At 65.0% G+C, this 26053-nt stretch carries 10 protein-coding genes; 6 read left to right on the top strand and 4 right to left on the bottom strand.

Annotated elements, in window-relative coordinates:
* Positions 1-24: 24 nt before the first annotated feature.
* From ACIBG0_RS04255 to ligD, 5 genes are all read left to right on the top strand, one after another.
* On the top strand, positions 25-258 hold the full coding sequence (locus tag ACIBG0_RS04255) for a hypothetical protein (RefSeq protein ID WP_397029061.1): 234 nt from the start codon (positions 25-27) through the stop codon (positions 256-258).
* Between the two features lie 37 nt (positions 259-295).
* A complete protein-coding gene (locus ACIBG0_RS04250) occupies positions 296-1396 on the top strand; it encodes an SPFH domain-containing protein (protein WP_364340530.1) in 1101 nt (366 codons plus the stop codon).
* Between the two features lie 31 nt (positions 1397-1427).
* The gene (locus ACIBG0_RS04245) at positions 1428-1826 is read left to right on the top strand and encodes a cold-shock protein (protein ID WP_397029060.1); all 399 of its coding nucleotides are present in this window, start codon (positions 1428-1430) and stop codon (positions 1824-1826) included.
* A 165-nt stretch (positions 1827-1991) separates the two neighbouring features.
* A complete protein-coding gene (locus ACIBG0_RS04240) occupies positions 1992-3077 on the top strand; it encodes an ATP-dependent DNA ligase (RefSeq protein ID WP_397029058.1) in 1086 nt (361 codons plus the stop codon).
* Positions 3077-4087, top strand: a complete 1011-nt coding sequence (gene ligD, locus ACIBG0_RS04235) for a non-homologous end-joining DNA ligase (RefSeq protein WP_397029056.1) — start codon at positions 3077-3079, stop codon at positions 4085-4087. The genes ACIBG0_RS04240 and ligD overlap by 1 nt, the downstream gene beginning before the upstream one ends.
* 29 nt (positions 4088-4116) lie before the next feature.
* On the opposite strand, the gene ACIBG0_RS04230 is transcribed toward ligD, so the two are convergent.
* Entirely contained in the window at positions 4117-4872 is a 756-nt protein-coding gene (locus tag ACIBG0_RS04230; protein ID WP_397029054.1) for a DUF4190 domain-containing protein, read from the bottom strand.
* Between the two features lie 300 nt (positions 4873-5172).
* Between ACIBG0_RS04230 and ACIBG0_RS04225 the strand changes: the two genes are divergently transcribed.
* A complete protein-coding gene (locus ACIBG0_RS04225) occupies positions 5173-5541 on the top strand; it encodes a hypothetical protein (RefSeq protein ID WP_397029052.1) in 369 nt (122 codons plus the stop codon).
* Positions 5542-5555: 14 nt separating this feature from the next.
* Here ACIBG0_RS04225 and ACIBG0_RS04220 read toward each other — a convergent pair whose 3' ends face one another.
* The 3 genes from ACIBG0_RS04220 to ACIBG0_RS04210 all read right to left on the bottom strand — a co-directional run bounded on the left by ACIBG0_RS04220 (position 5556) and on the right by ACIBG0_RS04210 (position 26047).
* On the bottom strand, positions 5556-6227 hold the full coding sequence (locus tag ACIBG0_RS04220) for a TetR/AcrR family transcriptional regulator (RefSeq protein ID WP_397029050.1): 672 nt from the start codon (positions 6225-6227) through the stop codon (positions 5556-5558).
* Positions 6211-7356 carry an acyl-CoA dehydrogenase family protein gene (locus tag ACIBG0_RS04215; RefSeq protein ID WP_397029048.1) on the bottom strand — a complete coding sequence of 382 codons (1146 nt, stop codon included), beginning with the start codon at positions 7354-7356 and terminating at the stop codon, positions 6211-6213. The genes ACIBG0_RS04220 and ACIBG0_RS04215 overlap by 17 nt, the downstream gene beginning before the upstream one ends.
* Positions 7357-7888: 532 nt before the next feature.
* On the bottom strand, positions 7889-26047 hold the full coding sequence (locus ACIBG0_RS04210) for a helix-turn-helix domain-containing protein (RefSeq protein WP_397029046.1): 18159 nt from the start codon (positions 26045-26047) through the stop codon (positions 7889-7891).
* Between the last annotated feature and the right edge of the window lie 6 nt (positions 26048-26053).

Below are 26053 nucleotides of genomic sequence, written 5' to 3'. Positions count from 1 at the left end.
ACCGAGTGCGAGGAGTTCATCGCGATGACCGACCCCGTGCAAGGTTTGACGGGTACGCTCACCTCGCCGATCCGGGGTCCCGGAATGCTCGGCGAAGTATTGGTTGCGATTCGCGGGGGCACGGAGATATATATCGCGCGGGCAGCCGAGCCGATCTCGGCCGGTGAAGCCGTCTTGATCATCGCGGTACAACCGGGCCGCATCGTTGATGTGGTGCCGTGGATTCCGCTGGAATCCGTCCCGGTCGACGACATCTGAGACCGCGACCGAAGTAATGAACTGCTAGGGAGACACAGTGCTGGGTTATCACGTTCCCGATCCTGACGAGGCGATGCTGGTCAGCGGCGGTAAGAGCAAGGACAACGCGCCCTTCGGCGTCGTCATCGGACGCGGCAAATGGGTGATGCCCTTCTTCCGCAAGGTGAGCTATCTGTCGCTGGCCATGTTCGAGGCCGAGATCAAAGAACGCTGCGTGACCAAACAGGCCATCCAGCTCGAGGTGCGCGCGGTGATCGCGTTCAAGGTCGCCAATGACACCCAGTCGATCGTCAATGCGGCCCAACGCTTTCTGTCCGAACAGGAGCGGGAGATGTCGGTGCTGACCGGGCGCATCTTCTCCGGACACCTGCGCTCGATCGTCGGCTCGATGACGGTCGAGGAGATCATCCGCGAACGCCAGCGGCTGGCCGACGAAGTGCTGGTGGCCTCCAAGGTGGAGATGAGCAACATCGGTCTGTGGGTGGATTCGTTCCAAATCCAATCCATCGATGACGGCAATCTGGGATACATCACCGCACTGGCCGCACCGCACAACGCGGCGGTACAGCGCGATGCGCAGATCGCCCAATCACAGGCAGCCCAGCATGCCGCCGAGGCCGAACAGGAATCGCTTCGCCGCCGAGCCGAATATCAGCGCGAGACCGCCATTCTCCAGGCGCAGTATCAGCAGGATATCGATAAGGCCAATGCCGAAGCGGCACAGGCCGGCCCGCTGGCCGAGGCCAAGGCGATGCAGGAGGTGCTCACCGCACAGGCCGAACAGGCGCGCAAAGAGGCCGAGTTGCGCGAGCAGCAGTTGCAGGCCGAAGTCGTGAAACCCGCTCAGGCCGAAGCGGAACGGGTGCGCATCCTCGCCGTGGCCGAGGCCGATCGGACCCGGATCCAGGCCGAGGCGGCAGCCTCGAACAACCGGATCGCCTTGGACCAGTTGCTGATCGAGCAGCTGCCGGAAATCGTCAAGCAGGCCTCCAACGGCCTGGCGAACGCCAACCTGACGGTGCTCAACGGACCCGACGGCGTCGGCGAATTGGTCAACGGAATGGTCGGTCAGGGCCTGACTGTATTCAATTCGTTACAAAAAGCGCTTTCATCCAACGACGGGGAAAATGCGGGTTAAAGTGGCCGAGTAGCGACGGCGCGAGGAGCGGGTGTTGGTGTCCATCGGGAAATTGGTGTCGTTCGACAGTTCGCGGGGATTCGGGTTCATTCGGCCCGACGATGGTGGTCCGGATGTGTTCGTTCATGTGAACGACATCGGACTGGACGAGGACGAACTGCGTCAGGGGCGGGTGTTCGAATTCGATGTGACCGAGGGTGATCGTGGTCCGAAGGCGATCAATCTCGCCGTGGTCGGCGGTCAACCGCTACCACCCGCTCCTCGGCACAAAAAAGACAGATCCGGCTCCGGCCAGCTGACCGCCACCGAACACAAACGCCTGATCACCGAGCTACTACTGGACGCAAGCCCCGCCCTCACCGCCGGGGAGATCCTCACCATCCGCGACCGCCTGACCGCCTTCGCCGATCAGCACGGCTGGCTGGAATAGCGCGCCGCCTCCCCACCTTCTCGGCAGTTCGGGCGGTCCAGGCGAGGTTCACGACCTTGTCGGACCGGCGTTCTACGATCAAGCCACAGCCCCGGCCGCACCGATGAATCCGCGTCGACTGCGACGTCGATATGGGTGAGAGAACGGACCCCCGAGGAGGATGGTGTGGACTTACCTGTAATGCCGCCCGTCAGGCCGATGCTGGCGAAGACGGCGCCCTCGGTGCCACATGAGACGGGGCTGAGTTACGAACCGAAATGGGACGGCTTTCGCTGCGTGGTGTTCCGCGACGGTGACGAAGTGGAACTCGGTTCCCGCAACGACCGTCCGCTCACCCGCTATTTTCCCGAGGTCGCCGAACTGCTGAAGGCGGCACTGCCGGATAGATGCGTGGTGGACGGCGAAATCGTGGTGGTGACCGATGCGGGACTCGACTTCGACACCCTGCAGAACCGGTTGCATCCGGCGGCCTCCCGGGTGAACAAGTTGGCCAAGGAAACACCCGCCAGTTTCGTCGCCTTCGATTTGCTCGCCCTCGGCGATAAGGATCTGACCGGTGAACCGTTCGCCGAACGCCGACGACTGCTGGAGACCATTCTCGATACCGAACTCGCCAGGGTGCATCTGACGCCGATCACCCAGGATCCCGCCGTCGCCGAGGACTGGTTCACCCGATTCGAGGGTGCGGGTTTCGACGGCGTCATGGTCAAGTCGAACGAGCTGGCATATTTGCAGGACAAGCGGGTGATGCTCAAGGTCAAACATGAGCGCACCGCCGACTGCGTGGTGGCCGGTTTCCGCTGGCACAAGGATGGCGAGGGCGTCGGTTCCCTGCTGCTCGGACTCTTCGACGACGCGGGCAATATGCATCATGTCGGGGTGGCGAGCAGTTTCACCGCCGCCAAACGCAAGTCGCTGGTGGATGAGCTGAAACCATTGCGGGAGAACGCATTGGCGAATCACCCGTGGCGGGAATGGGCCGATGCGGCGGCGCAGGCGAAGGCCGATGGCAAGATGCCGGGCGGGGTGAGCCGGTGGACCGGCGGTAAGGATCTGTCCTGGGAGGCGCTGCGTCCGGAGTTGGTGGCCGAGGTCCGCTACGAACATGTGCAGTCGGGCCGATTGCGGCACGGCGGCAGGCTGGTTCGCTTCCGATCCGATCGCACACCGGAATCGTGTACTTATGCCCAGCTCGACGAAGTCGCACCGGCCGAATTGAGCGCCATCTTCACCGAAGCGCGGGGACGATGATGAGCGAGTCGGTCGATATCGAAGTCGATGGCAGAACCGTCGCCATCAGCAATCCGAACAAGGTCTACTTCACCAAACGCGGTGAGACGAAACTCGATCTGGTGCGGTACTACCAGGCGGTGGCCGAACCGTTCCTGCAGGTGGTGCGCGATCGGCCGCTGCTGCTGGAGCGGTATCCCGATGGTGCGTCCGGTAAGTCGTGGTTCCAGAAGCGGGTGCCGAAATCCGCGCCGGACTGGCTGCACACCGTCGAGGTCGCCACGCCCAATGGCACCACCAGCGATGCCCTTGTCGCCCACGATCTCGCGCACATTCTGTGGGCGGTGAACCAGGGCTGCCTCGGCTTCCACGTCTGGCCCAATCACGTCGACGATCTGAATATCGCCGATGAGCTGCGTATCGATCTGGATCCCTCCCCCGGCATCACCTTCGACGATCTGAAACACGCCGCGGTACTCACCCGCGAGCTGTTCACCGAACTGGGCATCGACTCCCGGATCAAGACCTCCGGGTCGCGCGGATTGCATATTTACGTTGCGCTGGAACCGAAATGGGACGGTTATCAGGTGCGCGCGGCGGCGGTGGCGCTGGCTCGGGAATTGGAGCGGCGGCATCCGAACGAGATCACCGCGCAGTGGTGGAAGGAAGAACGCGGCAACCGCGTCTTCGTCGACTTCAACCAGAATGCCCCGCACAAAACGGTTTTCGGCGCGTGGTGCGTGCGCCCGAAGGTCGGCGCGCAGGTCTCGACCCCGATCGCCTGGTCCGATCTCGACACCGTTGTCCCCGACGAGTTGACCATTGCCACCGTCCCGGCGCGGCTGGCCGAATCCGGTGACCCGTGGGCGCAGCGACCGGCCCAATCCATCGAGCCGCTGCTGAAAATGTCGGAGCGCGATATGGCCGCCGGGCTTATGGACGCACCGTGGCCACCGCAATATCCCAAGATGCCGAACGAGCCGCCCCGAGTACAACCGAGCCGCGCCAAGAAGCCGGAAATGGAAGGCTAGCTACCGGAAGGCTATTGCATCCCCGGACGCTATTCGGTCCATAGCACCCACACCTTGCTCTCACACGTGACCGCGCGCCCGTCCGCGGTGCGGGCACTCTTGGTCGAACCGTCGCATTTGGTTCCTGGCTCTGCGACGGTGCCACCGACGGTATACGGACCGTTCCACTGGTAAACACCGCCGCTGGCCAAGCACAGCAGAGTCGTGCCGTCGGCCCCCGTACCGATGCGGCCCGGCTCGGTGCACACCGTCCCCTTCTTCGGGGCTACCTGGCTGGTCGACGTAGCGGCCGGAGGAGGTGTGATGACGGGCGGCACCGCCGAGGGCTGCACGACAGCGGTCTGGGAGATCGTGGAGGGCAGCGCGACACTCGATACGACCGGAGTCCGGCTCATCCCCGACAACGCGTCGGAGAAATTGCTGCCGGACAGCACGACATATCCGGCGATACCGACCACTTCGATCACACCGAGCAGCAGCGCGCACACTGCCATGGTCTTACCGCGCGGGTGGCTGAAGGCGATGAATCCGAAGACGATCGCGACCGGGAAGAGTCCGAGCAGCGCGGCCACCAAGGCGACGATCGCATACGGGTTGACGATGGGCGGAACCTCGACCCGTAGTCGACCGGCCCGGGGAGCCCGCCTCGTCGGCGGCTCCATCTCCGGCCAGCGGTCGTTGGGCTCGGCATCGGGCCACCGGCCGATTGCTCCGGTCTCCGCCTCGTACTCCTCCGGCTGCGCCTCCGGCCAGCGCTCGCGCTCACGGTTATCCGTCCGTGCCATCCAGGTCCCTCTTCCACACCACCAAACCGCGCAGGAACCTCGAACTGCCCGGACCCGCCCCGATACCGACAAAGAATAGGGGCCGACGGCCGCAACATCATCCGAAACGGCCGATCAATCGTCATCAAACCGTAATCGCGAAAGTCATCATGTCAACTCGCCTGTCCTGATCGGTTTCGCAACGATGCGGTTCGAGCAGGGGAGTTACAAACCGGCAAATACCACTCGCGCGGTACCTCATCGAGGTAGATGCTGGTCCCGGGACCTATCTATGCGGCGACTTCGGCACAGGAGGGATCCATGCGCGGTGGCTCCCGTTCGACAGGACGACAATCGCGCCCGTGGCATTCCCACGCGGGCGATCTACTCGGTGACGACTACAACGTTCCCGGCATCATTCTGTGCTTGCTCGGCGTCGTCGCCATGGCGTGCACCCTCACCGCCGCCGGTTACGGTTTCATCGGCTGGACCCGGATCGGCGCGATAGTGACTGCCGCACTGTGGATCACCGGAGTCGGCGCACTGCTGATCGAGCATCACCGCGAGGAAGTGATCGAGCAGAAGTACGGTCGCACCGGGCACGCGCCGGGCCGTGTGCGGCCCGTCCGCTACAGCGCCACCGAACGCAGGCTAGGGCCCGGTGAAAGCCCTTCGGAATCGCCGAAATAGCCGACGCCGCAGCGTCAGCGCCCCGGATCGACCTTCGGCATGGTTTCGGTCACCAATGTCATCAGCATGTCGGCCAGCAGCACATGTACCTGCTCGCGAGTGAGGGCGCCGCGGGTGATCCATTCCCGGCCGGCGACTTTCACCAGACCACCGAATGCGCGGACCATGGCACGCAATTGCGCACTGTGCGCCGAATCCGCGCGTCCGACCATCAGCAGCATCCGTTCGGCGGCCGCGTCATCGGCCTGATCCAGGATCTGTTGCACCTCCGGATCGTCGCCGACGCCCTCGTGGCTGGTCACCTTGACCCAGGTGCTGCCATGTTCGGAGATCACATCCAGCAGCCAGTGCACGCTCGCATCGACGCGTTCCCGGTCGGTCCCGGTCGGTGCGACCATATCGTCCAGGCGTGGCAGGGTGACCATCCGGCGCACGACCGCGAGATACAGGTCGCGCTTATTGCCGAAGTAATGGTTGATCAATCCGCGCGCGACCCCGGCGCGCTGCGCGAGTTCCGCGGTGGAGACCGCCGCGTAGGGCCGCTCGCCGAACATGTCGATCGCGCATTCCAGGATCTGTGCGCGTCGCTCGTCCGGTTCCAGCCTGCGCCTGCGCGGCTGCGCCTCGGTGTTGTTTCGAGCGATCAGCAAGCGATCGCTAGCGGGGACCTCAGAGTGACCTGGCAATGAGATCCTTCATAACCTCGTTGCTGCCCGCGAGGATGCGAAGCACGCGGGCACCGGTGTAGAGCTGGGAAATCGGATACTCCGTCATGTAGCCGTAGCCGCCGAACAGTTGCAGGCAGCGATCGACCACAATACCGAGTTGATCGGTCAGCCAGTACTTCGACATCGCAGCGGTGGGAATATCGAGCTCGCCGCCCAGATGTTTGCCGATGCAGTCGTCGAGAAAGATCCGGCTCACCTTGGCGATGGTCGCGCATTCGGCCATCTCGAATTTGGTGTTCTGCATGGCGAACAACGGCTTGCCGAAGGCCTCGCGCCCCTTCGTATATTCAACAGTCAGCTGGACCGCCTTCTCCATCATGGCGACCGCGAGGATGCCGGTGACCAGTCGCTCCTGGGCCAGCATCTGCATCATCTGATAGAAGCCCTGGCCCTCGACCTCGCCGAGCAGATTCGAGGCGGGCACGCGTAGTCCGTCGAAGAACAGCTCCGCGGTGTCCTGGGCCTTGCCGCCGATCTTGTTGAGGATGCGACCGCGCGTGAAACCCGGGGTGTCGTCGCCGACCTCGGCGAAGATCAGCGAGACGCCCGCCGCACCCTTGGCCGGATCGGTCTTGGCGGCGATGAGAATTCCGTCGCAGAGCCAGCCATTGGTGATGAAGATCTTCGAGCCGGTGATGACGTACTCGTCGCCCTCGCGGACCGCACGGGTCTTGATGTTCTGCAGGTCCGATCCGGTGCCCGGTTCGGTCATGCCGATGGATAGCACCATCTCGCCGGTCGCGGCCTTGGGCAGTACCCGCTGCTTGAGGTCTTCGGTGCCGAAGTGGTGGATATAAGGCGCGATGATCGAGGTGTGCACGGCCATGCCCATGGAGCCGTCACCCGCGAAGGACTGTTCTTCGATGATGGCGGCCTCGTGCGCGAAAGTGCCGCCACCGCCGCCGTATTCGGTCGGGATCGCGGTGCACAGCAGGCCGAGTTCACCAGCCCGGTTGTAGAGGGCGCGGTCGGGATGTCCCTGTGCGACGAACTTCTCCTCGTGCGGGACGACCTCCTTTTCGAAAAAATTTCGCGCCAGCTCCCGGACCGCCTCGACCTCGTCATCACTCCATGCCGCGCGTGCCATCGCAGAATCCTTTGCTCGATCGCGCGGGCCTGTGGCACCCGCGTCTTGTCATCAGAGTGGCGCACTATTGGCATGATGTCAACAAAGCGGGCACGGGCAGGTCGACCCGGGGTATGCAGGTGCAATGCGGATCACCGGTCGGCTGCGAGCCTGGTTCATACAACCAGTCTTCGGCTAGTCCGGGCACACGACCTCCACCGCGCACGCAGCCGTCGACGGGCCGCCATAGTCCGCGCAGCGACACCGTAGTAGACGTCCACGGACGCGGCGACATCTCGCAGCACGTCGCCCGTCGTCTCGAGATTCGATTCGCCGCAGATCACTACGGTGCCGACGGTGCGCGTGACCGATTCGTGCGTCAGCACCTTCTTCGCCGCCCGGCCGCCCTCCCCGTGAACGACCAACTGCCGTTCCGGACGAAGCCGGGCGCCCGTGACCACATCGCCGCACATCCCCGGCCAAGCGGTGACCATCGGTTCCGGACCACACCAGCACCCTGACCGGCCGTTCCGGGTTCTCCCGTACGGCCACCTCAGTCGATATCTCGATCGCTGTTGGCGTTGGCGTATCGCCCGCGTTCGGAGTCGATGGGTCGCGCGACCACCCCGCCGCCCGCTCGACGGCGATCCACCGAAGCGACGGTGTCGCCGCGTCCTGCGGTGATTTGCGCGACGTTGGCCAGCGCGTCGGTGGGCAGCCCGGTCGCCGGATCGCGGTGCAGATAGCCCTGATGCGTGGCCTCGACGCCGGCGAAGTTCGGCGAGTCGGGAAACTCGGCGGGAATACGTTTGCCGCCGAATGCCTCGGTGGCGGGATCGATGCCGAGGCCGAGCCACGGGTTGAGGCGGCTCCACGCGCCGGGCTCGTCCGCTCCGAACATGGTCACCAGATCGCGCCACGATGCGGCGACATAGACATTGTCGGCGCCGATGCCCAGCTCTGCGGCATGGCGAACCGAGGCCGCTCCCGGCGAGCCCGCGGCGGTTGCCGAGCGGACCAAGCCGGCGAACCTGCCGTACCTGCCCGCATAGAACATCGTGACCGAACCGTAGCTGTGCCCGTAGATCCGGATGGCAAGCTGGTCGGGGGCGGCGGTTCCGGCGAGACTTCTGGTGGCGTGGAATGCCGCGATGTCGCACAGCAGCCGGTCCCCGCCCACGCGTGCGCGGCGCCGGAAGGCGGCCTTCGCATAACCGGTCTTCACCGGCCCGGCCGGCGCGTCGTATCCGATCCAGATGATCGACGCCAGCTCGAGCGACGGATCTACCCGCAGCGTTTCCTCATACAGGTTACGCAGCGGCTTGAACTGGTAGGCCAACGAGGAAGACGTCGTATTCGTCCCGGGCACATGCCAGTTCACCGTGTGCGCGGTGTCCACATTGCCGAGCGCGACGACGGCCTTCCCTTTGCCGTGGAAGGCGGTCGAGTCGTAGGACAGGACATGCACCGGCGGACTGCCCGGTACCTTCGTGGCCTGTCGGTCCAACTCTCGCAAGTGATTTCGGGTGCGGATCAGGTTGCCGAGCTGCTTCCTCTCAGCGTCGGTGAGGCCGGTCCGCGTCCAGTTGAGCAGCCTCTGGTCCGCTGGCTTGCGGGCTAGGAACTCGCCGAGATCGCGGCTGATCGACAGCCGGTTGGCGTGGTCGCGGATCGTGGCGGGAAGGCCCTCGGCGTTGCCGATCCGGTGTGGGTAGACCTGGATGAGTGCCTGTTGCGCAGCGCTCAACGCACCTGGTTCGGCGGGGTCGCCCAGCGAGTTCCACCACTCGCCGTTCTCGGTCGCGCGGCGTCGTGCGGACCACGCTGGCAGGCGATACCCCCAACGCAGCAACCTATCCGCGTTGTCGAAGCCGCCGGCACGTAGCGCCTCGTCGGCCAGCCGCCGCTGTTCGTCCTCGAAACCGTGATCCGCAGGCAACGAGCGCCAGTAGTCGCTCGCGTCGTCGGGCACGGAGTCCTCCGGATGCCCTGGTTCCTCGGACGAGGCGGTCGCTGGATGGGTGCCGCCGGGGACGATGGGGACTCCTACGCCTGGCTCGTCAGCAGGCAGCCCGTCCTGGTGCAATCGGCCGTCGGATCGATCCGCAGTCGCCGACGAGGAACCTCGACGGACACGCCTGGACCGTTTGCCCGACTCCGGTGGGGCCTGCCGGTCCATCCAATTCAAGACCGCGTCCAGACATTCGTCCGCCGTGTACGTTTCGTATTCCACGAGATGGTGTCCGCGCTGGAATCCGCTCTCGTCGATACCGTTTTCGTCTACAGCCGGAGTTCCCGCACGGGTCGCGATCCACCCCGCGACGTGCCGGACGATGTCGACCGCACGCAAGGCACGCACGGAACCGTCGGGTTCGAAGGTGGTGGGCGACGTCGTCGGTGCGAACCGGTTGACCAGGAGTTGGCGTTCGGCGGCGGTGAGTTGGTCGAGCGCTGCGTGCACGTCAGCGGGACTGGCCTCGGCCAGCGCTGTGGCCCACAGCGCCATGGACCGGTGGTGTGCGGACGCAACGGTGCTCACCCATCGCTGAGCCGCGATGAGCGCCATACTGCGGATCATTGGTGTACCCGCTCCCACTCGCAGGTGGTGTAGCGCCCCTTGATGAGTCGAACTGAGCCCTTGGACAGCGGATTCCATCTGCTCTGGGCTTGCCTCGGCCAGCAGTTGTCGCGGATCCGGCTGGTCGGCACTCATCAAGGCGGCGTACATGGCCGCTCGGAAACGGTCGAACTCCGATGTCGTGGACGGCAGGTCGCCAAGTTGGCGTGCCGCAACCTGCCGTGCCTGCTCATTTCTGATCTTGCGGCGGAGACTGGCCAGGTTCGCCCGCACATCGAGCACGGAAATATCCAGTGCCGCCGCTACCTCCTCGTGCGTCATACCCTGTTGCACCCGAGCGAGAACTTTGGTCTCGCGGAGGGTGAGCTGGAACGTGCTCGGCGAATTGTCGGCGGGCCGCTCGGGGATGGGCGACGGATATGCGCGGTGTTGGTGGGCTGGGTGTGGTTCGTCGGTTCCCTTCCGCGACCAGGGCGTCGTCCGTTCAGGTGTGGGTTGCCGTGGGGTCTCGTCGTGTTGGTGTGGCCTGCTGCCGATCAGTCCACTCGAACCATCCGAATCCGGCTCTACATGTGCGGGCAGATCGACCTCGAGATCCGGCGTGACCTGCGGCGGACGCCCCGTGGTCACGTACTCGTGGATCGCCCACTGCGGCGACCCGACCGCCGCGCCATGAATGTCCGCCTCCGCGAACCCGACAGCGAGCGCTTCCACGTCGTTGAATACGGTCTTGGCTTCGTTACCGAAGGCGTACTCCGGCAGTCGAGCGAACCAGGTCCACCAGTGCTCGTCGATCAGGCCGAGACTCGACAGCTGTGAATGGGTCTGTGAGAGCACTTGTTGCAGATTTTTCGACAGCCCCTCCATGGCATCGATCGCGTGCACGAACTCGTGCACGGCGTCGTGATGAAATGGCCTGTCGCCGACCGGATTCAAGCCGAACTCGAGCAACCGGATCCCGCGTTCGACAGCCTCTGTCGGCCTGGCCGCATCGCGCAGGCTGAACTGCATGCTCCGACCCGCCGTCGCGGGGGCCGCATCGTAGGACGTTCTGGCGCTGGTGCCCTGGGAGTCGGTGTAGTCGATGCGCAGTTCGCGAATGTTGGTCCGGCCCGGGAACCTGGTGAGCATCTCATCCAACCCACCCAGAATCTCCTCCACAACATGAGCAGGCACATCCGGATGATCGAATCCGGCCATGGCCACATGCGGATACATCAGGGTGAATGCCTCGACCAACCGGGCCTTGGCCCGCGCCGCTTTATCGAGCCCCGCGCGATGCATTATCTCGCCCCAGGTAAGCCCGGCATGCCGCTCAACCTGCGCCAACGCCGCCATATACCTACCATGGATATCGAAAAGCACCTCTCGATGTTGCTTGGGCATCGGAAATTTCGAGATCCACTCTTCGAGGTAGGACACCGCCTCCCGAATGGCCGCGACATCCCACGTCGGCATAGCGTGGTCCAGCCACACCTCACGGCCGTCGACCCGACACACGAACGATGACGCGAACACACCGGCGGGCGTCGCGTCGACGTCGGATCGGGCACGTCCGCCCATCACCTGGTTGTCGGCCACACTCCACTCGCGCGCCGTCCGGTGAGTCCTGGTCACCGCATCGAATAGGCCGAGCATTGTGGCCGAGTACGAGCCGAGAACCTCCGGGTCCACACCCTCGACACTGTCCCCCGGCCGCCCTGGGGTGAGCTCCCGATAAATGCGGTCATCTTCCAGGTTCAGCATCGCGTGGGCGACCGGAGCGCCCATGATGGCGGCGACCTCGGTCTGCAACACCTGCACAAGAGCGTCTATCGGATCGGCATAGGTTTCCATGAACACCCGCAGGCCATTGTCGAACGTCACCTCCTCGACCCGGATCCCTGGCGCCCCTTCTGCCACAAAGCGTTCGGCGATACCGGAATTCAGTCCGGCCAGCACCAACTCCTCGAAACCGGGACCAGCGAATGCGCGCTCTCCACGCGAATCCTCGAACGGCCTGCTGCCGATCAGCCCGCGCGGACCGCCCTCGTCCGCCGCCGGTCGGTTGCCGACGCGGCCGCCCGGTTTCGGGCTGCCTTCGCCCGGCTCCGTATCGCCGCTTCGCGCGGGTGGTTGATCCGGCTCGGCTCGCGTGCTCCACGGTGTCCGCGGTGCCGGGCTCTGTTCACTCGCCATCACATCTGCGGATCCACGCTCGAGGTCCGGCCGCGAATCGTCCTCATGTGGCCTGCTGCCGATCAGACCACGCGCACGGTCCGAGACCGGACGATCGACATACGGTGCAAGATCGACCTCGAGGTCCGGCGTGACCTGCGGCGGACGCCCGGTGGTCACGTACTCATGAATCGCCCACTGCGGTGAACCGACCGGCACACCATGAATGTCGGCCTCAGCGAACCCGACAGCAAGCGCCTCGCCGTCGTCGAATACGGTCTTGGCTTCGTTACCGAAGGCGTACCGCGGTAGCCGAGCGAACCAGGTCCACCAGTGCTCGTCGACCAGGCCGAGCCTCGACAACTGTGAATGGGTCCGGCTCAGCACCTGTCGCAGGTTCTCCGAGAGCCCTTCTTTGGCATCGATCGCATGGATGAATTCGTGGACGGCGTCGTGATGGAATGGTTTGTCGCCGACCGGACTGAACCCGAGTTCATGCATCCGGATACCGAGTTCGACAAACGGCGCAGGCCTGGCCGCAAGGTGCAGGCTGAAATGAATCCGCTCGGTTCGACCCGCCGCCGCTTCGCGATCTACATACGAAGTCGTTCTGGCACTGGCATCGGTACGGCCGAGGTAATCGATCCGCAATTCCCGGATATTGGTCCGGCCCGGGAACCTGGTGAACATCTCGTCCAGGCCACCGAGGATCTCCTCGACGACATGGGCGCGCACATGCGGATGGTCGAACCCCACCATCGTGAGATACGGATACTTCAGGTTGAACACCTCGACCAACCGCGCCTTGGCCTCCGCATCGTTATCGCCCCATTCGTCGTTGAGCCCCGCACGATGCAACATGTCCCACGGGGTGGGTACGGCGTGCCGTTCGATCTGTGCCAGCGCTGCCAAGTACCCGCAGTGGATGTCGAGCAGCACATCTCGGTGTTTCTCGGGAGCCGGATAGCTTTCGATCCACGATTCGAGGTAGGTCACCTTCTCGCGAATGTCCTCGACCGCCCACCTCGGTACGGTGTTGTCCAACCACATTTCGTGACCATCGATACGTTGCACGAACTTCGCCGCGAACACACCGGCCGGCGTAGTGTCGACGTCGGATTGGGCGCGCCCGCCCATCACGTCGTCGTCCGGACCCATACTCCACTCTTGCCCGGTCCGATTCGTGCTGGTCACCGCATCGAACAGGCCGAGCAGTACGGCCGAGGACGACTCCAGAACCTCCGGGGGCAAGACATCGAAGCTGTGCCCGGGGCGCCCGTGGGGCGTGAGTTCCCGATAAACGTGGTCGTCTTCCAGGTTCAGCATCGCGTGGGCGACCGGAGCACCCATGACTGCGGCGACCTTGGCCTGCAACACCTGGATGTCCGCTTTTATCGGGTCGGAATAGGTCTCCGCGAACACCCGCAAGCCGTTGCGGAACGTTACTTCCTCGACCCTCAGCCCCGGCGCATCCTCCACCACGAACCGTTCCGCGATACCGGAATCCAGGCCCGCCAGCACCAACTCCTCGAACCCGGGACCGGCAAACGCACGCTCACCAGGCGAATCCTCGAACGGCCTGCTGCCGACGAAACCGCGCTCACCCCCCACCGGTCGGTTGCCGATGAGGCCACCCGGGGTCGGGCTGCCCTCGCCCGACTCGGGATCAGTGCTCCGTACCGGCAGCTGATCCTGCGCCGCCACCACCTCGCCCGTCGGAGTGAGCGTGGCCGGATCCCGCTCGAGCCGCAACGCCTTGATCCGCGCACCCCGCGCAGCATCCGAGTGCGAATCGTCCTCATGTGGCCTGCTACCGATCAGATCACTCGGACCTCCACCTTCACCCCCGGTCCGTCGGCTGTCGGTGCCATCCGGTTCGGCATCGCTGCCGCGTATTGTCAGCTGATCCGGCTCAGCCTTCATCTGGTTCCCCGGTATCGGATCCTGTTCGCTCGCGGTCACCTCGGCGGAACGATGCGGATCGAACACAGAACGCAGCCGCGCGACACACTCGGCGAGAACCTCACCCGCCGACGCGACCGTCAACCCCAACCGCGCGGCCACGTCGGCCAACGGCTCACCCTCCACCAGATGCAGCATCACCAATCGCTCAGCGGTATCAGGTTCAGCCAAATCCGCCAGCGCAGCGCGAACTGTCGTCGCGAAATCGGTATCGGAAAACCCTGTATCAGCAGCCGGATCGGCTACGTCTCGACTCAGCTCGCCATCTTTGCCCTGGATCGGCGCATTCAATCGCGCGGCGGGCCGAGCCAGAATCTCCCGCGCCAATACGACATCGGCCACCGGGTAACTCACCGCGCGCGCGATCGCCGCATCGTCGTGCACCTCGCCCGCGGCAACCATCCGGTCGATCTGCGCTCTTACTGTGCTGACTTTCTTCAGGGTGGGATTGTCGAGATCCGGGAACGCGCGCGCGAGATGGTATCGGAGAATTGCTCTCCTACCGCCGCCCCAGGCATGGGCGGCGAACGACGCGGAGGGGACGTGGCTGTCGATCGCGCTCAGAATCCCCAGCCACGCGGCCTGCACCGCCTCATCGCGGATGTCTGGAGGTTGACGACGCGCCAACGCATTCGGAATCCACGCAACTGTGGCGCAAATCTCGTCCCGGATCGTCTTCTCTTCAGATGAACCTACCCGGCTGACCACATATCGATGGAAAAGAGCTACTTCCTCCCGGTCACCGGAACGCTCATAGCGACCCGCATAGAATTGCTCGACCGCCTCCAGCAACGCATCGCCACCCACACCCAACGCCCCACAGAGCTGCCGCAATCTCCGCACCGGCGGAAAACGGGTTCCGAGTTCGACGGCGGAAATGTAGGGTTGGGACATGCGCGCCCGATGCGCAAGCTCTTTCTGCGTCATCCCACGCTCGAGTCGCAACTCCTTGATCCAACCCCCCAGCAATGTGTGCGGAGGGGGATTGATATCGAGATCTGGATAGAAGTGGCGGGTGGCGGCCCGTAGGAGTTCGTCACCGACCCCCAGCACGTCGCAGATCCGTCGGAACAGCGCGAATTCCGGCCTGTCCCTTCCAGATTCGATATGAGACAAATCCGAGCTGAATCCGATCGCCTTCGCAACCTCGCTTTCGGACATGCCCTGATCGTGTCGCAGCGCCATGAACCAGCTGCCGGGTAACGCGGGATCGTGCGCCGCGGGATCGATATCGGGATTGACACCTCGATAGAAATGGCGAACGGCGGCGGCGAGTACGTCCGGCGCAACTTCCAGCGCCTGGCAGATCTGACGGAAGACCATCCAGTTCGGAGTGCGTCCACGCTCGATTCGACCGACAGATTGTTCCGGTACGCCCGCGGTCCGGGCCAGCTCGGCCTGAGACATGTCGCGGTCATAGCGCAACGCCGCAATCCAACTTCCGGGCAACTGCGGGTTGTGCGCGGCGGGGTCGAGACCGAACTCGATATCCCGATAGAACTCGCGAGCCGCCTCCGCGAGCGCTTGCTGCCCTACCTCCAGAACTCGCGCAATCCGCAAGAACAGACGAGGCAGCGGGTACACGCCATTCTCTATTTCCGTGATGCTCGTCGGCGCTATATCGACTGCGCGTGCAAGATCCGCCCTGGTCATACCCTTGCTGTTACGAAGAGCCGCCACCCAGCCACCCAGCGAATCATGGGCGGCCACAGCGGTTCCCACCTCGACGTCCCGATAGAATCTCCGGATAGCGTCGGTCACAGCCTCGCCATCGAGCCCGAGTGCCCGGCAGATCTGCTGAAAGTTGCCGAGCCGTGGCTTCGATTTCCCGCTCTCGATAGTGGACAGCGCGCTATTCGTCAGGCCCACGGCTTGCGCGAGCTGTTTCTGCGTCATCCCCCGCTCGAGTCGCAACGCCTTGAGCCACGCACCCCGCGCGGCATCCGAGTGCGAATCGTCCGCATATGGCCTGCTGCCGATCAGCCCACCGGGAACGCCGTCGCCAGCCTCGGGATCACTGGTCCGTACCGGCAGTTGATCCTGCTGCGCCACCTCGGCACCTGCAGTGAGCGCACCCCGACCCCGCTCACTCGCGGTCACCTCGCCCGTTCTCCGCGAGTCGAACGCATCGCGCAGCCGCGCAACAGCATCGGCGAACACCTCACCTGCGGTCGCGACCGGTAACGCCACTCGTTGAGCAACCTCGGCCAAGGGGACGCCCTCCACCAGATGCAGCATCACCAACCGCTCCGTGGCATCAGGATCAGCCATATCAGCTAGCGCGGTGCGAATCATCATCGCGAAATCGGTATCGGAAGCCCCTGCGGAGGCAGCACGATCGACCATTTTCTGATGCAATCCGTCCGTCTCCCCGATCGGAGCATCCAGTTGTACGGTGGTCCGAGTCAAAATCTCCCGCGCCAGCATGACATCGGCCATTTTCAATCGTGTCGCGCGGGCAATCTCCGTGTTGTCGAGAGTTTCACCAGCAGCAACCATCCTCGCCATGTGCGCTCTCACCGCGTTGACTTTCCGCGCGGTGCGATTGTTCAGATCTGGGAACTGATGGTTGGAGCGGTATCGCAAAATTGCTCTGCTACCGCTGGCCCAGGCATGAGGGGCGAACGACGCGGAGGGGTAGTGGTTGTCGATCGCGCTCAGAATCCCCAGCCACGCGGCCTGCCCCGCCTCGTCTCGGGTATCCGGAGACTCACGAAGCGCCAACGCATTCCGAACCCACGCGAACCTCTTGCAGATCTCGTCCCGGACTTCCCTCTCCTCCGGCGAACCCACCCTGCTCGCGACATATCGATTGAACAGGTCTACTTCATATCGATCAGCGGACGGCCCGAAACGACCCCGATCGTAGAATCGCTCGACAGCCTCCAGCAACACATCACCACCGACCCCCAACGCCGCACAAAGTTGCCGAAACTTCCTCAACCGCGGACGAAAACGTTGGTTTTCGATCTGGGAAATGGAGTCCCGAGGCATCCGCGCTCGGCGCGCAAGCTCGCCGCCCGACATACCTGCGTCATTGCGCAGCGCCGCAATCCAGCTTCCGGGCAACCCAGGGCTGTGCGCAGCAGGTTCGATATCGAGATTGATATCCGAATAGAAGTGACGCATGGCGGCCCGCAGCAGTTCGTCACCGACCCCCAGCACATCACAGATTCGTCGGAATACCGCGAACCTCGGCCTGCTCCTTCCGGATTCGATCCGGTAGAGATGGCCCGCACCGGAACCGATCGCCTTCGCGACCTCGCTCTGGGAAATGTCCCGGTCATGCCGCAGCGCCACGAACCAACTACCGGGCGACGCGGGATCGTGCGCGGCCGGGTCGGTATCGAAATTGAGATTCCGATAGAAATGGCGCGCGGCGGCGGCGAGTACTTCCGGCGTAACTCCCAGTGCCCGGCAGATCCGCCAGAAGACGAACGAATTCGGAGAGTGTCCGCCCTCGATTCGGCTGGCAGATGTTTCCGATATGCCCGCGATCCGTGCCAACTCGGCGCTGGACATCTCCTGGTCATAGCGCAGCGCCGCAATCCAACTTCCGGGCAACCCAGAGTCGTGCGCGGTGGGGTCGAGGTCGAACTCGATGTCCCGATAGAACTCGCGAACCGAGTCCGCCAGCGCTTGCTGCTCTACCCCCAGAACTCGCGCAATCCGCAAGAAGAGGCCGGGGCGCGGACGCTCCCGGTTGTTCTCGTAGACCCTGATGCGCACAGGGTCCACACCGACCGCGTGTGCAAGGACCGACTGGGTCATACCTTTGCTGATACGAACAGCGCGCATCCAGTCACCAGGCGACTGATGGGCAGCTACACCGGTATCCAGCGGGACATCCGAATAGAACTGTCGGACAGCGGCGTTCAGCGCGTCGTCGTCGAGCCCGAGTGCTCGGCAGATCCGTTGAAAGGAGCCGATCCGCGGCTTCCGCTGCCCGCTCTCGATTGCGGGCAGTGCGCTGTTCGCCAGGCCCGCCGCTTGCGTCAGCTGTTTCCGCGTCAACCCGCGCTCGAGCCGCAACGCCTTGATCCACTCACCCCGCGCAACATCCAACTGAGGAGCAGGCTCCGCACCTGGCCTGCTACCGATAAGCCCACCCGAATCCGGACGATCCACATGCGGCGGAAGATCTACCTCGAGATCCGGTGTGATCCGCGGCGGACGCCCACCGGTGACGTACTCATGGATCGCCCACTGCGGCGTGCCGACCGAAACGCCGTGGATGTCCGCCTCGGCGAACCCGACGGCAAGCGCCTCTTCCACCGCGAGGCCCGTCTTGGCTTTATCAACGAAGGCGTACTCCGGCAGTCGAGTTAGCCAAGTCTGCCAGGACTCGTCGATTAGGCCCGATCTCGACAACTGCGACCAGGCCTGGGACAACACCTGTCGCAGGTCCTTCGAGAGCCACTCCTTGGCATCGATCGCGTGCACGAATTCGTGAACGGCGTCGTGGTGAAACGGTCTGTCGCCGACTGGATTCCACCCGAGTTCATGCGCCTGGATACCGAGTTCGACAGTCTGGTCCGGTCTGGCCGCAAGACCCAGGTTGAAGTGCATCCGCCCTCGACCCGCCAAGTCGAGGTCCCGATAATAGTGTGTTACGGCGCTGGTGTACTTATCGCCGAGGTAATCGATGCGCAGTTCGCGGATATTGGTCCGGTTCGGGAACCTGGTGAACATCTCATCCAGGCCACCGAGGAGTTCCTCGACAACGTGCGCGCGCACATCCGGGTGATCGAACCCCAGCATCGTGACATGTGGATACTTCAGGCCGAACGCCTCGACGAACCGCGCTTTGTCTTTCGCTTCGTCATCCAGTCCCGCGCGATGCCGTATCTCGACCGGGATGCGCACAGCGTGCCGTTCGATCTGCGCAAGCGCTGCCAGGTACACACCGAGGACGCGGTGCAGGGCATCTCGCTCTTCCTCGCGGATCGGGAGTTCGGAGATCCATGATTCGAGGTACGTCGCCTGCTCGCGAATGACAGCGAGTTCGGTTCTCAGCATGGCGTGGTCCTGCCACACTTCACGGCCGTCGATACGCCGCACGAACATCGCCGCGAACATATCGACCGACGAGGAGTCGAAGTCGGGCTGCGAGCGTCCGCCCGCCACCGTGTTGTCCGGGCTCACACTCCACTGTCGCGCCGTCCGGTTCGTCCTGGTTACCGCGCCGAACAAGCCGAGCCGCCGGGCCGAGTCCGAATCCAGAACGTCAGGGGCCACGATGTCGACGCTGTCCCCCGGCTGCCCAGGGGTGAGTTCCCTATAGACGGTGAAGTCGTCCACGTTCAGCATCGCGTGGGCGACCGGAGCATCCATGATGGCGGCGACCCTGGTATCCAGCTCCTGGAGAAGCGCGAAGATCGGCTCGGTATACCTCTCCCTGAACACCCGCAGGCCGGTGCCGAAGGTCACCGACTCGACCGTCACCCCCGGCGCATCCTCCACCACGAACCGTTCCGCGATACCGGATTCCAGGCCCGCCAGCACCAACTCCTCGAACCCGGGACCAGCGAACACACGCTCACCAGGCGAATCCTCGAACGGCCTGCTACCGATCGACCCAGCCGGACCTCCGGTCCGGCCGGTCGCCGGTCGATTATCGAATCGCGCGTCGTCCGCGGCGGCCGACGCCACTTCCTCCGGAAGACCCCGCTCCTGCGTCCACCGATCGAAGCGATCGCCCGGATTCTCCGATGGCCGGCCGCCGACCTGATCACCGGGTCCCCGGTGTTCGATGCCCGGGTCCCGGGTGTCGCCTGTGTCGGCCTTCATGCTTTTCGCGAGTGTCCGCGCGTTGGCTGTGGTCGCTTCTGCCCGGTGAAGGTGGGCGAGGATGTCGAGGAGGGGCGGGCTTGTTTTTGTCCGCTCGGCTCGGATGTTGTGGACGAGCCGGCGGGTGTTGTCGGCGGCGGCGCTGTCGATGTGTGCGCGCACGTCGGCGCTGCCGACATGTTCCCTGGCGGCCTGCTCGGCCTCCTCAGGTGCCATCCCGTGCCGGTTCACCATAGAGGTCTGGCGCCCATTTCGAGCGGTCGCCTCTTGTCGCTGTCGGTATTCCTCGTAGCACGACATAACAAATCGCTTCGCGTCCTGCGCGATAACCGGACTCGATTCGTCACGGCCGATCAAAGCGAAGGCCTGCTGCAGACTCCGCGCGTTCGCAGTATTCGCTTCGGCTCGATACAGGTCGGCGAGACTGCCGGGAAGACTGATCTGTACCCGATCGGCAGTGCGATGCATATCGAGGATGAGTTCGCCCACGCCCTGAGCGGCGGCGTCGTCGATGGCGGGGCGCGCTTCAGCGCTGCCCACGTATTCCCGGGCGGCCTGCTCGGCCTCCTCGGGTGCCATCCCGTCCCGATTCACCAGAGCGGTCCGGAACCGCTTCAGAAGGGCGGCCCTTTGTTGCTGTCGGTATTCCTCGTAGCACCTCATCACGAAACGCTGTGCGTCCCGCGCGATGTCCGGGCCGCATCGGATGCCGGCCACCACGGCTAGGGCCATCTCGAGGGCGACCGGCGTGGCCGAGACCGCCTCTGGTTCCTGCCCGGTATCGAGTGCCGGCTCGGCCGGGTCGGGGGTGTCGTGCGGGCGGCTGCCGATGCGGGCGGGTTCGGCCGACCGGGAAATGTCCGACTTGTTGGGCGTGTGCGCGTTGGTCCACGACGGCAGATCAGGTGTGCCGTGGTCATTTACCGGCCAGCCCGGCTGTATCGAGTTGATTTCCTGCACAAGTTCTGCACTGACCTCGACGTCCTGAGACGGAGGCAGGATTTCGGCGGCGGCGTTGCGGTGCGACCTGGCGACAAGGTGACCGTCGGCGTCGAAGTCGATGGTCTCGAATCTGCGTTGGTCCGGGGACAGTCTGTCGATGAACTTTTGCTGTTCATCTCGCCAGTCATCGAACGGGACGGCCTTATTCAGCAGCGTGCGGCGGCTCCGGAGGTCTTTCGGGTCGTAGTCGGTGTTGTTTCGGCCGTCTCGGGAGGCCGCCAGGTCGACGACGACCAGTTTCGGACGCTCACCCGGCTTGCTGTCGTTGACCAACAGCACCATGTGGTTGTCGGCGGCGGCGCTGCCTTGATCCTGGGTGTCCTTCCATTTGTAGACCAGGACTGCGATGCCTCCCGGCCGGGCTTTCAGCGATTCGGCCACCTTCTCCAGTGATCCGGCATTCTCGAGTGGGGCGCCGAACACCTCCTCGACAACGTCACGGCCGTGGCCGGCCAGTTCGTTGGACAGCGGCTCGAAGCGGCGTGCGGTCAACACCCGCATACCGGTCACGGCATTGTTGACGCAGCTGTTGGGGCTGCGGCGGTGGATCCGCACAACCAGGTCGAGCAGGGCCGCGGTGGCCAGATAGTGCGATGCTGCGGCGATAACCTCCTCCCCCACGGGGTTTTCGGTTACCGGGTCCCCGGTCGCTGGGTCGTCGACGACGGCAGCGGCCTCCGAGTCGCCCGGTGTCGCCGGGCGCTCGGCTACTCGATTCACCGATTCGGACTGCATTGGCGGGGAGGCGGCAGCAGGGGCGACCGGTTGGCGGGTGGCCTCGGTGGACCGGTGGTGCTCGACTGCGTCGCCCAGGACGTCGCGGGCTACGGCGGGGGTGATGTCGGAGACGGGGTAACCCAGCGCTTTCGCCAGGTTGGCGCCGGCTTCCGTCAGCGCGGGGTCGATCATGCGCATGCCTTCGGCGCCGTCGATGTCCGCGGTGTCCCAGCCGAGTTCGGCGGCTAGCCGGTCCCGCTGCGGAATCAGCAGGTCCAGCGCCTGCTCATCGGTGAGCTGCGGGTACCGGGCAGCCGTCGCAGGTTCGGTTGCCTCGACCTGTTGGCGCAATGCCTCCACCGCGGCGGGCGGCAGACCGGCCTGGACCAGCAACCGGCCCAGCGGATCGCCTGCGCCGTCGTGGTCGAACGCAGCAGCAGCGTCGGCAACGGTCGACGCCGGAATCCCCAGCAACCCGGCCAGGCGCGCAGCCTGGTCCGGCTGCTCGAGGTCCGTGCGGTCTGGGAAGTAGCTCGCCTCGGCGGCGGCGAGAACGGCGGCCGGGTTGTCGGTGAGGTACGCGTGGTGGCGGATGAAGTCGGCGGTGGCGTGGCGTAGCGCACGCTCTTGCAGTCCGGGCACCAGCGAGCGGAGATCGTGGCCGGCCTCGACCAGGTTGTTGTGGTTCTCGGGGGTGGGGTCGGCGCGGTGGGCTTCGGCGACTTGTTCGTAGCGGACCGCCACCGCGCGTACCCCGTGCAAATGCATAGCCTTGCGGATCAGCGCATCCTGCGGCGACATCAGCGCCTGCGCGGACCCACGGTCCCCATTGCGGGCGGTGCGGTTCTTAGCCTGCTCATGGATGTAGGACTGCTCGGGGACTTCGGTCATCCACACGAACATGCCGCCCTTGGCCTGCACCGCCTCCGACACCGCGATATCGACACCACGCTGTCCCTGCCGGTTGATCACCAGGATCTTGCCCTGCTCACCGGCGGTATCGAAGATCTTCTGCAACTGGCCTTCCCACCCCGCGCCCCACCCGGCGATCCGCTCGGCGTCGACCGCCTCGATCGCCTCTCTCGGCACACCCTGGCGCACCAGCGCCTGCACCTGCCTGTCGACCAGGTCGTTGCGATGACACAAGATTTCCTGGGACCTGCCCCGGCCCCCCTGCCATACTCTGTGCGCGCCTTCGGCGATAGCGCTCAGCTTGACGCGGGTATTCGCCACCACCTCGGGGGCACCCTCCATCAACCGCTGCTCCCGAGACCGGTCGACCTGGTGCGCTTCCTCCAGTCCGTAGATCTTTTCCAGCACGGGGTTGAGGTCCGCGAGTGTGCCGGAGGCGCCGGTGACCTCATCGAAGAACCGGTCCTCCGGTCGACCGCCCGTGCGATAGATTTCGACGGCGTTGATCTTCTGGGCCGAGTCGGCGTCGGCGCGCACCACGATCTGGTGCTGCTCGGCGCTCATCCTGATGGCTTCGGCTGCACGGATCTCCTTGGCCTCGACGGCCTGAGCCAGGCTCGCCTTGCCCTGCTCGGCACTCCACCGTGATTCGCTCGAGGTCTTCGGGTTGCGTTGCAGACCGTGTTCGCCCTGATCGATGATGACGATCTTGCCCGCATCCATCACGTAGTGGGTGCTCTTGCGGCAGGTGAACTCGGCGGCAGCGGCCATCTCGAGCCGCGACAACCCCAACCCTTCCAACCACGGTTTCCCGCCCGGTAGCGCCTCGACCTTCTCCCGTCCCACCGGCGTCAGTTCCGCCCGGCCGTCGTACCAGAACTCGACCTCAGGAGTTCCGTCGGAATATTGACCGACTTCTTCGGTAATCCGTGTGAGGCCGAAATCCTCATACGACAACGTCCCCTTCGCCAGCGCGTCAGCGAGGAAATCGTGTGCGGCGAACACCTCCCGTGCCGTCGCCTCTGGCGCGGCCTGCTCCACGCCTTCCGACCGGAGGAACAGCCTCTCACCACGGTCGATGATCCCGTCCATCTCATCGATCAACGCATGGCGCGGCGGCCGGTGACCGGCGTTGCACAGATGCCCGACCGTTTCGCCGGTGGCCACCACGACCGCCGGCCGACCGTCGGTGACCGGCCCGAAACCGTTCTGCTGGTCGGCGCGAAACACGTCGATCCCGAAATCGGCCAATAGGTGCTGGTACCTGGTGAATTCCCGGTGGGCGAGCCCGTCGGTCGTCGTCACCAAAAGACACTCACCGTGACGCACTGCCCGCTGCATCGCCGCCGCCATGAACATCAGCGACTTGCCCTCGCCCGGCTTCATCTCCACCGGACGTTTGGCCAGCGCGTACACTCCCTCCGCCTGCTCGGCCCGCAATACCATCCCGCCTGGCACCGCGTCGCTGATCGTGCCGCGCCGAATGATCTCCGCCGTCGCGATCATCGACTTCTGTGCGTCGTTGTCGAACAATCCGGCCTTCAACACTTCGTCCGGAAGGTTGCACAGCCGCAGCTGCTCCGGAACGTGATCACCGGAACCGGCGTGGAAATCGGCCAACAACTCGACCGCCTGATCACGAGCGCTCGGCGCCGGCGAACCGGTACTGTCGACCGAATCCGCAGCTGGGCCGGAAGACACCCCGTCGCCCGTTGCATCCGCCGAGACGCTCCGCTCCGCCACGGGAGCGTGCTCCTCCTTTCCTGCGCGACCGTCCTCCTCCGTCCCCGGCAACCGGTGTTCACCGGCCGCCGCTGTTTCGGGCCCGTCGCGGGTACCAGTGGCCGGGCGGGCATCATCCGAGGTCTCTTGGCGGGTTTCAACTCCCGCGCCACTCACCTTCCCGTCGTTGCCGTAATCGTGATTCCCTGATGATCGGTGTTCACCGGCGGCCGCCGTTTCGGGCCCGTCGCGGGTACCAGTGGCCGGGCGGGCATCAACGGAGGTCTCTTGGCGGGTTTCAGTTCCCGCAGCACTCACTTTCCCGTTGTTGCCGTGCTCGTGACTCTCTGATGATCGGTGCTCACCACCGGCAGGTGTTTCGGCCCCAGTGCCGATCTGACGGGCCGGGGTGCTCGTCGAAACCTTCGGCGCCGCCGACGTTTCCCCACCGGCCTCGACCGGTCGCGGCGCTGTCGCATTCGTACGGGAAACCGCTTCGCCCCGCTGCGGTCCCGCCACCGGCGCACCCGTCTCCGAACGCACCGCCGGCGCCGCGGAGTCGAGTCCGAGCGGAGCACGGCCAGTCGCGTCATTGTGTGGCATCGAGCCCGATGCTGCGGGCGACCGCGATTCGCCGGACTTGACCGGCGCGGTGTTCCCGTGCGCTCCGTCCGCGGACATCTCCGCCCGCGCGTCCCCGGCAGCCACCGTATCCGGAGCTGCCGCCCACGCCGCCTTGGCAGCCGCCCACGCCTGTTTCGATTCCGCGGACACTTCCACCGGCGGGAGAGCAGGTGTCGGCGACGCGGTGCTGCGCGCGGCCGCGGGCAGGTCGGGCCGGGTGAAAGCCCCTCCGCCGTCGGTCACCGCCGGCGCACTCGATCCCGGGTGAGCGGCGGCGTGCGCGTGCACAACCCCAGCGAAACCGCCGTTGAGCAACGGCGCCAGCACATGGTCGAAATGGTCCGGCCAACCGGTCACCAATGCCGCCGCACCCAAACCCGACACCGCGCCCGCAGTGCCATGCACCAACCCGAGCGCCAATCGGCTGCTCTCGATCCGAGGAAACACCTTCGGCGCGACCCGGCCCGCGATCATGCCGCCCAACGCACCACCCGCACCCGACAAGGCCGCGACTTCGATCGATGTCAGATCGATGCCCGTCGGGTTCTCGCCGTCCGGTCCGATCATGGCGAGGGTTCGATCACCTGACCCGACCTGTAGCGCCTGCACGCCCGCCTCGACACCTACCGGCAGCGCCGCGGCCTTACCCAACGTGACAGGCAACCGGAGCGGCCCCAGCGCCGACAGCCGGGCGGCCGTCTTCATCGCACCCGCCCTGAACGCCTGCTCCAGGCCCGCACGCATCACCGCGACACTGCCGCGCCCCTCGACCAGCATCGACTCCACCACCGGCACCGCCGCCACTTCTCCGGCAGGACCAGCCGCGGCCGCACCGGACAGCACACTGAAGATCCGCCACGCCAGCTCGATCCCGAAGACGAACATCACACACAGCGTCTTCTCCGCATCGTTGGCTGCGGCCTGCACCTGATCGGCCAGCGCCAGCGCGTCGTCACTGAGCCTGGCCGCCCCGGCCTGATGCGAACCCAATGTCTCGCGCAGTCGTTCGGCGAGCGCGCCCACCGAATCCTCTTGTGCCAGTAGCTCTTTCGCGTCCTTCGAATGATCGTCCAGCGCAGCTGCCTTCGCCCGGAACTCCGCAGCCATCCGGCGCATCCCGGAAATATCGGCACGCGGCAACTCTCCCCCGAATACCACCATCTCGATCGGACGCCGCACCAGATCGGGCAAATCCTCGAACGAGTTGCGCAGCTCCACGACCGGGTTCAGCGGCAGCGAACCGTCCACCGGCAC

Origin of the sequence: Nocardia sp. NPDC050630, from assembly GCF_044457245.1 — a bacterium.
In the GTDB taxonomy this organism is placed as follows: domain Bacteria; phylum Actinomycetota; class Actinomycetes; order Mycobacteriales; family Mycobacteriaceae; genus Nocardia.
This window is presented reverse-complemented; position numbering and strand designations above follow the sequence as displayed.